Raw genomic sequence first — 13,628 nt, 5'->3', positions numbered from 1 at the left:
AATGAAAATACAAGCAAATAAATTATTAAATCATACTTGTTCGCATCTATTGGGTGCAGCTGTAGAAAAACTTTATCCTGGTGTTAAATTAGGATTTGGCCCAGCTACTGATGAAGGTTTCTATTATGATTTTGAATTCCCCGAATCAATCAGCGACCAAGAATTAAACAAAATAGAGAAATTGATGAAAAAATTGTCATCACGAAATTTAGTGACTATTCAAATTCCTGAATCTGAATATGATTTTACTGATAAACCATATAAAAAAGAACTTTATGATGAATTAAAACAACGTGGTGAAACTATTACATTTTATGCCTTGCAAGATCCGTTGAATCACGAAATAGTTTTTAAAGATTTATGTGCTGGAGGTCATATTGAAAGCACAAAGAATCTGAAAAATTTCAAATTATTATCATTGGCCGGTGCTTATTGACGGGGAAATTCAGACAATATTCAACTGACACGTATTTATGGAACGGCTTGAGAATCTAAACAAGAATTAGATGATTATTTAGAATTGCTAAAAGATCGTAAAGAACGCGACCATCGGAAAATAGGTAAAGACCTTAAAATCTTTGCCTTGCACCCATTAACAGGTCAAGGTTTTCCAATTTGATTAGAAGATGGTATGTATATTCACAATGAAATTAGAAACTTAGTATTAAAAATGGACCGTAAATACGGTTTTACTGAAGTTTTAACACCTCATTTTGGTAATGAGGAACTTTATCGGATTTCTGGTCACCTAGCACACTATAAAGATGACATGTTTGCACCGTTGATAGTTGAAAATGAACGTTTAATTCCTAGACCAATGACTTGTCCGCACCATAACGTTTGCTATGGTTTGGAAAAAAGGTCTTACCGCGATTTACCAATTAGATTTTCTGAACAATCAATGTTATACCGCTATGAAAAATCAGGTGCTTTAACTGGTTTAGAACGTGTGAGAGGTATGCTACTAACTGAAGGGCACTTGTATGTGCGCGAAGATCAAATTTATGATGAAATTGTTCGTATGTATAGTCAAATCGATGAAACATTAAAATTATTTAAAACCCAAATTAGTTTCATTTCTCTTTCTTTAAGAGACCCTCAAGATAAAGAAAAATATTTCGATGATGAACAAATGTGACAAAAGAGTGAAAAGATGCTTAAAGACGCTCTTGATTCATTAAATGTTAAATATGAAGCTATCCCGGGCGAAGCGGCATTCTATGGACCAAAAATTGATATTCAGATTCACACTGCGTTAGGTCATGAAATTACTGTAGCAACAATCCAGCTGGACTTTTTACAACCAATGAAATTTGACCTTAAATACACAGATAAAAATGGAGCAGACGCTCGTCCGGTAATGATTCACCGTGGCCTAATCGGTACTTACGAACGTTTTGTTGCCATCTTGCTAGAACAAACTAAAGGTGTATTACCTTTCTGATTGGCTCCAAAACAAATTACGGTCATTCCGGTAAATTTAGAGGAAAATATTGAATACGCTCAACAAATTACTAATGAATTATTTGCTCACGATTTCCGCGTAAAATTAGATGATCGCGATGAACGTTTGAACAAAAAGATTCGTGAAGCACAAATTTCTAAATCTAAATATCAAGTAATTCTTGGTGAACAAGAAACTAAAGATAAAACAATTTCATATAGAAAATACGGCGAAAACGAAACCAATACTGTAACTTTAGATGAATTTATTTCAATGTTAAACAAACAAAAAGCACATTATGAGTAAATACGCACCTTTAAGAGCAATATTTTTCATTTCTTTGCTAGAGGTATTACCTTTATTAATTATGTGACTCATAGGTACTAATGATTTTCAAGGTCAAAAGATTTTTAATCATTGAGTTATCATTTTTGTGCCTCTTGCTATTTTTATTGTTGCATTAACTTTAGGAGTTATTTTGATTTACTTTAGAATAATTAATTTGAAGTCTATGACTTACATAGTTCCTATAGGATTGATGTTTTTAGCAATGATTTTTACTTCCTTTACTTCATTAAATATTTCTTTAAGAGTAATTATTTCACTTGCAGCGGCTATTTTATCAACAATTATTAGTCATTTTATAATTACTGCCTTAAATACTTGGGTAAAGAATTCAAAAAAACAAACCAATTAATTGGCTTGTTTTTTTGTATGTGTAACAAAAAACGCAGTCTTATCTGCGTAATTTGTTTTTTTATTTATTGAATTAATTTCAATGCTAGGTTTAAAATATATCGCTGATATATTGAAAATATTTAAGTTATTTTTGTGAATATTTTTTTAAAATATTTTCACCAATAGTAATTATTTTATTTAAATCATTGTATACTTTCTCTAGTGTATTAATATCAGGGTCATTAGGATAATCATGATAAGCAAGATTACCAATTTCGGCAATTGTTTCGTATTTTTTTGTTTCTTTTTCGCTAAGCACAAATTCTTCAATTTCATTAAGGTTATCGTTGGTTTTTAGTTCTAAAACCTTTGGCAATAATTCTTTAAGATATTTATCATATCATAAATATCAAATCGAGGTAATCAAGGGCTCTTTTTCTTTGTTGATATCCATAAAAATCTTCATGATATTATATTTAAGAACCCCCATTTCATGGTCTTTCTCTTCAATTTGAGGGAAATTAAGCTCTCCGACAACTATATTTTTATTTTTCTCAATAAAAATTTCAATTTCATTTATGGCTTTAGCTACTTTATCATAATACTTGTCATTAGTTTTTATTGATGTAATTTTATCTTTATAAAAACTATCTAGACTTTTTATTTCTTCTATTAATTCAACATGTCTTTTAATATGTTTATTTGACCAATACTGAACATAATCATCTGCTTCAGATTTGATTTTTGATAAATCCGAAATTAATAATAGAGTATTCGCATCGGAATTATTAGATTTATTCAGATAGTTTTCTGTTTCTTTTATTGTCTCTGTTAATCTTTTTTTGAACTCTAGATAATATTGATCTGCTGATGGATATCATTTTGCGAATTTATCATCTAATCAGTTATTAGCATTTATTAACATGCTTAATAATTTTTCCAAACCTTCCACAAACGGTGAAATATTTTTATTATTGACTGAATCTATAATATTCTTAGCTTTATTATTAACTTGTTTTAAATCAACCTCCATGTCATTGATTTGCTTTTGAGTCGAAACTGGATTATCTTTAACTTTTTTTGCGTTTTGAATAGACTTATCTAACTCATTTTTAGCATCAATAACTTCAGCTTTTTTAGCGTCTTCACCAGTAATTGAATCGATTTTTTTCTTAGTATCTTCAGCATCAGTAATAACTTTGTCTAAAATAGTTTTATCTGTTTTGTTCTTATTATCAACAGTTTCAACAATTTTTTTAGCTTTGGCGTTTGCATCGTTGATGTTTTTCTCAGCATCATTGATTTCATCTTGAGTTGAATTGGGATTATCTTTAACTTTTTTACCATCTTCGATAGCTTTATCTAGTTCTTTTTTTGCATTAACGACTTCTGTTTTTTTACTATTTTCACCAGCAATTGAATCAATTTTTTTCTTAGTATCTTCAGCATCACCAATAACTTTTGTTAATTTTTCAATATTTTTAAATTCATTTTTATTAATTCTAACCACACCTGAAAAACTGTCGTTTTGATCATTTTTGTCAGTGATAGTAACCAGTACATCAATACCACCTAGACTGACCTTAGCATCTGAAAATGCAACATCGTAAATAAGCGGATTGTGTAAATTGTTTAATTTAGGTACAAACTTATCCTGATTAATAAAATGTGCAAATTCTTCTGGTGTTTTAGTTTTATCGCCATTAACGCTTAAATTACTATTGTAAAAATCATCTTTTGATGTTTTGAAATTATCAATCTTAAATTCACCAGTTATTTTTTTACCATTTTTTATTGTTTCAACATTAACCAGAACATAACTAATCGGATTACCATCTTTATCTTTTGTTGTTTTTCCTTGTTTGATATTGATGTTATTTGCACCGATATATCTCCCGGTAAATCTAACGTCAACATCGTTGACGGAAAGTTCATAACTTTTTTTATTTTTAAAATCCGTTTTATTTAATATAAAACTGTTGGATTGTGCCACTGAAACACCAGTCGCTAAAACTGTTGATACTATGCCCCCCCCCAATAGTATATTAATTGCTTTCTTTTTCATAATATGTTTCTCCTATTTTTATATATACTAATTTTATCAAATTAATTAAAAAAAAAAGGTGAATTCGGGCATTTTTTAAAAAATGCAAAATTATCGCTAAAATAATGATTTTTACACAAAATAAATAAAAAAAATATTTGAAAACCTGCTTTATTGAATTAATTTTATAAATAAAATCACACCCGATGGTGTGATAAGTTATTAACTAGGATTTATTATATTTTCAATTGCTTTGATTTTATCAAGAGCTTTAATTGCTAATTGTCTCTGAAGTTCTAATTCTTGTTCAGCTTCATTAGCAATTTTTAAAAGATTTTCTTTATCAAATTTGATTTTATCAAATAAATTAGTTAGTCAATATTCACGTTTCTTTTGATCTGATAATTTTTCGAAATCTTTTCTAAGGTTTAAGACTTTTACGAATTCTTCAACAAATTCTTTATTTTGTCTGATTGAATTCAAAGTTATATTCAAGGTTGCGTGTGAATGGGTGTGGGTATGATTGTCTGAACTATGATTTTCTTCATTATGTAGTGAGTCGTGTTGGTCCTCATCTCATTTATCATTGTTGTAAATATAGTCATTAAAAAAGTTTTTTAATCTAGTTAATTTTTCTTGAATCGTCTTATCTTCAAAATTTTTGTTACCAAGGTCATTTAAATAGTCTTCAAAAGCCCAAATTGAATTTGCATTATTTTCCAAGGAAATTTTTTTAGTATTAGTCTGGATTTGAATTTTGGCATCGTCAATAATTCCTAGGGAATTTTTAACTAATTCTACACCAGCATTAGATTTAAATCATTCTTCATATAAATCTTTATGATCGTGTGACCAATTCGCATATTCATTTTTGGCCAAAATATAATTACCGACAGTTGTAATGTCAGAAAATTTTTTAATTAATAATAAAACAGATTCTGAATCATCTTTATTATTTAACAAACTAAATTCGCTACTGAACTTAGAAAAACGAGTATTCTTGTTTAAAAATTGTTCTTGGTTTGAACCAAATTTTTGTTTGATTTTGTTGATAATTTCAATAAATTCGGCAAATATTTTTTTAATTTTTTGAGTTTCTGTTAATTCCAAATTTTGATGGGAGTTTTGTTTTAAATCACTATTTTGTTTAGTTGTTTGAGAACAAGCAGCTGTTAGCATTGTAGCTGGTAAAATTGGAGATAACAACCCTACAAAGAATTTAAATTTTTGCTTCATATTATCAATTCTCCGAGTGTTTAAAAATTATGTTAAATGTTATTGGTTCAACAGAATTATTTTTCTTATTAGTTACGTTTATTGTTAGTGTTAAAACTGAAAAATCTTTAGCACCTGTTGCTGAATTTGTATGGTCTTTTACTTTAGGTGCATGTGCATTCCTGTCTATTTCGTAAGTAAAGTTATCATTTGTTGAATCCTTGGTAATTGAATATTCCAAGATATTTCTCATAACTTCAACTAATTGTTCGAAATTAAGATTTTCAAGGTCACCAAATTTAAAATTATCTAATTCGTAGTTGATATTTTCCATTATATTTTGGTAATTAATATAATCATACTTTTGATTTGCAATCATTTCTTTTGATTTGTCGATCATTCTTTCTAAAATTATGTGTTTAATATTATTTTTAGTATATTCAGAAGCTCTTTTTTCAGCCCCACTTAATATCATTTTTAAACAAAGAGATCATCCGTTTAACAATTGTGTTTTCATTAATTTTGCAAGTTCTTGAAATCCTTGTTTTTGTTTAATCGGATCAGTTAATTCACCAATTTCATTAGCTTTTTTAGAAAGTGTACCATTTATGCGAATTTTTTTAACATAATCATAATTATTGAACATTTTAGTTACAGATGCTTTTTCATCTTCGGTTAAAATATTTTTATAATTATCTAATTCTTCTCACTTGTCTTGTAAATCGAAAACCAAATCTTCAATTAAATCGATAGCTACTCCAACTTTTTTGCCGTAATCTGTATATTTGTCACTATTGAAAATAGTCATAATTTGGTCTGAATATTCTTTTAATTCAATTTCTTTTGGATGTACGTTGTTTTGTTTTCCGCCTATTCAAGCCAACAATTCATTAGCGTGGTGTTTAAAATTGCTGTCAGCTGTGTTGATTGTATAATCACCCACTTTTAGATTGGTAAAGAAACGATTCAATGTTATTTTAGTTTCTTTTTCAATGTTGAATTCGTGTTCTGCCTTCCCTTTAACATTGAAAATTAAATGTAATTGGTTAATATCTGTGCTATTTTCTTCAGCTTTTATTTGGTAGTCAACTTGGGTATTATCACCTTTAAAGTATTCATCAAATGATTCTGTGCTGTATTTTTTAATAATGTTTAATTTTTCATCGATTGTCGATGCTGAGTTGATTTCTTTTGCGACTTGGTCTGCTTTAATTTTTGTACCTTCTAGTGAGACATTTGAAATTTCTTCCATAAAAATATTCCCAATTTTTTTAACTTTATTCCATCCTAAAAAAGTTATACCTGGGTTTCCGTCGCCGTCAAACGCTCTGTAAACTCGACCAGTAATTCTATCTCTTGCACTAATATATGCGTGCAAATTATAATCTCCATGATGGTGTGTTGATTTATGAACTGTATATACTCATTTTGAATTTTTGGAATAATCTCCTTCGATGTCAATATATTGTTTCATTCAGTCTAAAATTTTTGTTGCATCACCATTAACAGAATCAAATTGTTCGTCGAATTTAGTTTTAAATTCCATTGCACCAATTTTTCTCCCGTTTCTATTGACATCAGTGTTTATTTTTAAATCTCCGACTTGAGCTATTCCGCCACTAATTTTTCCCGATTCACCGCTTTTTTCGTTATATAACTCAAAATTTGTGTACTTTTTAGAAATAGTTTCAGATTTGGTTTTATCTTGTTTTAATTTGAAATTTAAAATTAAATCACCTTTTCCTGTTGTTTCGGCATTTAAATAAGTAAGTGAGGATCTAGTGGGTACATTGATTGGTTTAATAGTAAATAAATTAATATAGTTGATTATTTCTTCATTAGATTTTCCGCTTTCAAGCATTAAATCTAAACGCTCTTTAATTTCTAAGGCGTTCATTGTTTTACCCAGTGAATTTAGATTTGTGTCAATAGTTAATTGATTGTTATTTGCGCTTTGGTCGCTTTCTTGAGTACCAGTATTTGGTTTAATCTGATTTGAATTGCCATTATTGCATGCTGCTGATACAAGTGGTAAAACAGATGCTGAAAAACTGGTAAATACTAGTGATAGTTTTGTTATTTTTTTCATTTTGCTCCTATTATTATAATTAATATAATGTTAAAATTCCCTAAGTACTTTATAAGGGAGTTATTATTACTAAATTATTTAAAAAAATATATAAAAGTTACATGGTTATATGTTAATCTTGCTTATTATACAATAATATTTTTAAATCTACTAAATAAAAAAGATACAGAGCAATCTGTATCTAGTTATCTTTAGCGGCGTAGATTGAACGCATAACATTTCTGACTTGTTGTTCAGAAGCTTTTCTACCCATTTGTAGAAACATCGCTCTAACCATTTTTTCAGTAATTGGAGGGTTTTCTTTAATTTGTTTTTGGATTTTACTACGAGCAATAAAAAAGCCAATAAATCCTCCAACGCAACCCATTGCTATTGAGCAAAAAATTACTGTTAATATTCATCCAGTAAGACCCATGATAACCTCCTATTGCATATGTGATTTTAATTTTAACATATAAATACAATTTAATTCAATTAAACAGAAGTTTTGTAATTATTTTTTCATAAAAATATAAATTTTCCGAAAAAAAACAAAATAACCTAGTTAAAGAGTTATTTTGTTTCGGTGGGTTGGTATCCTTTTAACATATCTTCAAGTAAAACTTGTTTGAATGTTTTGGTATTATTGTATTTTGAATCTTTATTATTTCCATAATAAATATAAACCAATGTGTGGTCACGTCCATAGAATGTACTGCTTAGTCCGCCTGATCTCGAATTATATGTTCCTAATCAGCTAGACAATAATTGCTGTCCTGATATATAGTAGGATAAAGGTGTTGTTTTGTTGGCAAAACCAATTATCCTTAAATTGTTTGAATACTTATCAAGTAAATTAGGGTATTTTGAAATTTTATTTTTGAAAGCAGCTATAAAACCTTCCATCGTGAATGCCTCAGCTGTTAAACCAGTTCTGTTTCAGAATAATCCACCCGGAGAATTTGTGTAAAGAATTTGACTTAGAAATGCATAAAAACGTCAAATACTATGGTAGGCCTGAGTATTTTTCTTTAGTTCATTAATATCGGTGTATTTTTGACTTTCATTTAACTCTTTAAAGAATTGATCAACTAAAGGTGATACGAATATTTCAATAAATGCTCCAAACTCTCCTTTAATTATTCCAGATATTCCACTCGAAGCATTGAAGTTGCTTGATTCATTAGGTTTAGCAAACATAATTGCGTATATACCTTTATTAAAATCAGCTGGGGAAGATTCAAATAATAAATTAATAAAATCTGAATATGCTTTCGTATCTAAGTTTGAAAATATTGATTTAAAAACATCTTTATTTTCAAATATTTTACTTAGCATAACTACACCATCACTGGAGATAAATTTCATCGCCCCTTCTTTAAAAGCGTTTTGGATAAGTTCAGGGAATTTAGAAAGTTCGTGCTTATCTATTTCTTTAAGTTTAGAGAATAATGAATCGACAATATCATCAAGAATTTTTGTGTTTACAGCTTGTTTTGCAAAAGATTTAATAAAATCTTGAACAATATGGTCTTTTTCTTCAGCGAAGTTAAATCCATTCGAACGCATTAGTTTGGCTAACCCTTTTCCTAATGCGTTAGACACATCTTCATTATTTGTGAAGATTTCTCTTATTCAATGTTTTAAACTATCTCTAATTGTTGTAGCATTCGATGATCTAAAGAATTCGCCTAATGCATTAGGCCATGATTCTAATGAGGCATATTTTTCGTTATTATTGAATAATTCATTCAAAAATGCTTCTAAAATATTTTTTAATTCCTGTGATTTGAATGCGCTCTGTAAGGTTTTTACTGCTGATTGCTGAGTGACGCCTAGTTTAGTCAATGCAGAATCTAATTTGAAATCAACTACAAATTTTTCAGTCAATGTATCATCAGTTGTTATTTTATTAACTATTGTTAGAATGTCCTCTTTTAGAGTTTGTTTATTTTGAACCAATGTATCTGATTTTAAAATTATTTGTGCTAATTTATAATCCGTTAAATGTAGTCCATTTATTATGTCTTTGCCAATATTTTCAATAAGCAGTTGAGTAGAATCGTTATTTTTTGCTGACTGAGAAATCGACTTAATAACCTTTTCGATTAATCCTATTTCCTTAATAAGTTTAGGCAATTCATTAAACAAGTCTTTAGCGAACTTGGTATTTGCTACATCATCAGAATTTACACCATACGGTTTAATATTTTCAGATCATAATCCTTTCAATAAACTGAATATATTAGGGTGAGAAATAGCATTGACAATAATTCTTTCTAAGGCTTGAGCAATAATTTTCTCATTTTCGGAAGGTGTAAATAATAAGTTAATTAAATCTCTAAATGATGTTGCTTTTTGCAATGATTCGTGGTTGTTTGACGCAGAATCAATAATTGTGTCAAGCAATATTGAAATATCTGACTTCGATTTTTCAATTGTATCGTTAATCACAATTTTAAAATCTTCTTTGGTCATATATTTAGAAATATCATCAATAGTTTTTGATGGTAATTTTGCATAAATAGAACCAGCAATATCCATATTTTTTGAAGCAAAATTTAATCCATTTGTAACCAATTGTTTAATGACATCACGGTTTTGACCAATGATATTAGATTCAGTAAATATTTTGATTAATTTAAGTGTTGATTCCTCTGGTTGTGTTTTGTCAAATATACGTTTTACAATTGAATTTGTCAAATTATTGATATCTAGATTAATACCATTTATCTCCAAATTGTCAACTAAGTCTTCAACTATATAATCTATCAATTTTATCTTATCATTTCATGGTTCAATATCCCTAAATAAAGCTGTCATAAGCTGAGTAACCTGTTGGAGTTGAATATTTTCCCCTAAAGGTTGGTGTTTATTTAATTCAATATAAATAATATTAGAGATTATTTCTATTAAATCAGTATTTTTTGATAGTGAAATTACAAATGATTTTAAATTCAATTTGACAGCTTGCTTTTCTCCATCATTTTCTAATCAGTATTTAACTAGTGTCGTTGGTGTTGATAAGTCTACTTTGGTAGTTTTCGTATTTAATAATCCGTGTTTAATAAAACTTACAATTAATGGTTTTAATTCGTGGTAAGTAATGGTATGTTTAATTATTGAACGAATTGTATCGGTGTTAATTGATTGATAATCTTTCGGTAATTTTTTTTGTAATTCAGAAAATACTGAATTTAATTCAGGATAACTTATAGAGTTTGAAATAAGTTGAAGTAAATTATCTAGAGTGCGTGAATTTTCAATATTTTCAAATATTATCTTTGGTAAATCAAATAACGATGTTGCTGCGGCTAATTTATCGCTGTTAATTTGTGTTACATCTTCAATAATACTATCAATCAAGTCTTCGAATTTTGGTTCGTTTAATAATTTGTTAATTAAACTTGAAAAATCATCTTCATTAATTATTTTTTGAATATCTGTACCTAATGTTTGATAAATTGAGGCAAAGAATTTAGTTGTTTGTTCTTTATTTTTCGTAGAAATTTTTATTACGTTTTTGGTTAATGCTTGAAGTGATAATTTATATTTTGGAAGGTTAATTTTAGATGCGTTTTTTATTAATTTTAAAATATTTAACTCTAAATTATCCTTATCAAATTTAGATTTCAGTCTTTCAATTACATTTTTACCAAAACGACCTATATTGAAGTTATTTGGTAAATCAGATTTAAGTTCATTTATTAATTCGGTTGTAATGTCTTTACTAATACCTAATTCAGAATCAATCGAAGTTCAAAATTCTAAAATTTCATTCGTTAAGTCAGCTAAATTATTAATATCTACATTTTTAAAATATTCTGGATAATTAATAGTTAAGTTTTGAACTAAGTTGCGAAGCATTAATTTAAATTCCGGTTTTTTAATTAAATCGCTAGTAATATGGTGGAAAATATTTTGTATCGAATCAGAATTTTTTGGATTTTTGATAAATGTAAATCATAATTCTTTGAATGATTTCGCTTTTGAAAAATTAGGGCTGTCTTCGATAATGTTTCCTAAAATATCAGCTACATTGGTTTTAAGAGTTTCTGAATTTAAAATTAAATTTGCAAGATTTTTTAAATCATTTTTGCTAATATAAGGCGCAATTTTAGATGATTCCTTATCGTAAATTAAATCTATACCTTTATAAATTTCTTTCTTAGTAATATCTAAATTAACAACATTGGTAAAAATGTTTTTAACAATGTTTTTGAATTCAATCAAATTATCTTTAAAAACAGTTGTTTGCGTCAATGTAAAAATTAAATTGATTATTTTAGGTTCGTTTGATAATTCTTTTTTAAATGCTTCAATTAAATAGGTGATTTTATTATCTTTTGCCCCTGGTTTACCATCATTATCTCAATCATAATTTTTGAATGTTTCTTCAGCGTTTTTTAATAAATTTGGGATTATTTTTGAATCTTTGAATCAATGTTTAAGACTTGATAAATTTTTATTGTTATCTCTTTTTAAGAAATTCTTTAATGTATTTTGTGGGTCAATTTTATGATAAAAGTCAGACTCAAAAAAGTTTGGTAATACCTTATCAAAAACAATTTCATCCAATCCGACATTGTCAAGCACACGATTAAAATAGTTTTGTTCATTAAATTTGTTTTCATTTTTAAGAGTTAAATATTGTTTATCTTCGGTAAGTAGAAATTTATCTAAATCATCTCCAAAAACTTCATTAATAACTTGGTATGGGTCTTTATCTAATTTAATTTGAGTTAAAAATGAATCTTGATCGCTATTAAGATATGTTGAACCAAAATTTATATTATGTTTATAAAATTCTTTAGCGTTACGATTCGTTGAAATTAATTTAATAAATAAATCTATAGCTATTTTTTTATAACCTTTTTCACCTGGGTGTATATCAAATAGTGACGGAGTTAAAATTTCAGCATTTTTTACTCAGTAATCATGGTTAAATGGATTGATGAAGTATGTATTTTTCTTTGTGGCCGTATATTTAAGTTTCTTGTTTATTAAGTCTAGTAAAATAGTACTTAAATTGAATTTAGCATCTTTATCATATTTATTTATATGACGATCAACTAAATTCATAATTGTGTTTAATGGAGTAGGGAAACCTATAAAGTTAATATTAGAATTAGGTGCAAACTTTTGAATTCTATCAATAAATTCCTCTTGTCTTTTTTGAATATTATTGAATAAATTATTGAATAAATCATTTACTAAACTAGAAATATATGAGTAGTTTACTTGTTTAGAATTAATTAATTTTACAATTTCGTTTAGTGGTAAATTAGAAGCGCTTTCACCAATGGCGTGTAAGAAGTCATTCGCACCCAATGACACTGTAATTAAATTGCTTTTTGATAAATCATTGACCAAACTTTGATATTTATTTTTTCAACCATCGCCAAATCTGAATTTAACTAATTTCAACTCAATTTCATTTAATTTGGATTCATCGCCTTCCGATTTTAATAATAAGTTTCAGTCAGCAAATGTAGAACCGGTAACGGCTTGGTTTGAAAAAGCATTTAAACGTTTAATTTTATTGAAAAAATTAGCTAAATATGCTGGATAGCTAATACCGCTTACTTCGCCATTTTCAAATTTTCCAGAATAATCTTTATCTAAGGTAGCCACAAAACCTGCTGTGATTGAATCTCCCATGGCTAAGTAATTGATTGATTGATCTGCTTCAATTGCGTTTTTAGAAAAAATGCGGTTAGAAAGTTTAATTGAACTAATATCTACGTTAGGATTAATTATTTCTGTTTTTTGTTTTTTAGGCAAATCTGGAATATTAGTAATTGTATCAGCGGCATTTTTTTTGTTTATTTCGCTTGATTTTTTTACTTGCTTGTCCTTAGTGGGGATTAAACTTAGTCCTGTTGCTAAAGCAACAGTTCCTATTAAAGCACTAGACAAAATAATGATTGTTTTCTTAATTCTTACTTTCATATTATCTCCATATTTAATATGCGTATTATATTATAAAATTAAAATTTAATATTAAATACATACATGCGTTAAAATTTATGAAAAAAAACAAAAGAAAACGCACTTTTGTGCGTTTAGATTATATAAAATTGAGTTTCACACTAATGGGGTTAGTGTGTTTAATTGGATAAAAAAATGATATTTTAAACTTATTTATATTTTATGATTCGCAACATTACCTTTTAAGT

7 protein-coding genes are annotated in these 13,628 nt (G+C 27.6%); 2 read left to right on the top strand and 5 right to left on the bottom strand.

From position 1 onward, the window contains the following. Position 1: 1 nt before the first annotated feature. Positions 2 to 1,750 (top strand): threonine--tRNA ligase, encoded by a 1,749-nt coding sequence (thrS, locus tag NW238_RS02140; protein ID WP_216505429.1) that lies wholly within the window; start codon positions 2 to 4, stop codon positions 1,748 to 1,750. After that, positions 1,743 to 2,141, top strand: a complete 399-nt coding sequence (locus tag NW238_RS02135; protein WP_216505430.1) for an MAG3450 family membrane protein — start codon at positions 1,743 to 1,745, stop codon at positions 2,139 to 2,141. Before thrS ends, NW238_RS02135 begins: the two co-directional genes overlap by 8 nt. A gap of 126 nt (positions 2,142 to 2,267) precedes the next feature. Here NW238_RS02135 and NW238_RS02130 read toward each other — a convergent pair whose 3' ends face one another. The 5 genes from NW238_RS02130 to NW238_RS02110 all read right to left on the bottom strand — a co-directional run bounded on the left by NW238_RS02130 (position 2,268) and on the right by NW238_RS02110 (position 13,401). Continuing rightward, positions 2,268 to 4,187, bottom strand: coding sequence for a coiled-coil domain-containing protein (locus NW238_RS02130; RefSeq protein ID WP_258451733.1), 1,920 nt, complete (start codon positions 4,185 to 4,187; stop codon positions 2,268 to 2,270). Positions 4,188 to 4,388: 201 nt separating this feature from the next. Continuing rightward, on the bottom strand, positions 4,389 to 5,402 hold the full coding sequence (locus NW238_RS02125) for an MAG5150 family histidine triad lipoprotein (RefSeq protein ID WP_216505433.1): 1,014 nt from the start codon (positions 5,400 to 5,402) through the stop codon (positions 4,389 to 4,391). 1 nt (position 5,403) lies between these two features. Further along, positions 5,404 to 7,470 carry a hypothetical protein gene (locus NW238_RS02120; RefSeq protein ID WP_216505434.1) on the bottom strand — a complete coding sequence of 689 codons (2,067 nt, stop codon included), beginning with the start codon at positions 7,468 to 7,470 and terminating at the stop codon, positions 5,404 to 5,406. A 181-nt stretch (positions 7,471 to 7,651) separates the two neighbouring features. Next, the gene (locus tag NW238_RS02115; RefSeq protein ID WP_171112014.1) at positions 7,652 to 7,885 is read right to left on the bottom strand and encodes a YneF family protein; all 234 of its coding nucleotides are present in this window, start codon (positions 7,883 to 7,885) and stop codon (positions 7,652 to 7,654) included. Positions 7,886 to 8,022: 137 nt separating this feature from the next. Further along, a complete protein-coding gene (locus NW238_RS02110; RefSeq protein WP_258451732.1) occupies positions 8,023 to 13,401 on the bottom strand; it encodes an SGNH/GDSL hydrolase family protein in 5,379 nt (1,792 codons plus the stop codon). Positions 13,402 to 13,628 lie beyond the last annotated feature (227 nt).

It is taken from the genome of Mycoplasma zalophidermidis, from assembly GCF_024742155.1.
In the GTDB taxonomy this organism is placed as follows: domain Bacteria; phylum Bacillota_I; class Bacilli_A; order Mycoplasmatales; family Metamycoplasmataceae; genus Mycoplasmopsis; species Mycoplasmopsis zalophidermidis.
The sequence above is the reverse complement of the archived record's forward strand: the minus strand, read 5'-3'. Positions and strand labels throughout refer to the sequence as shown.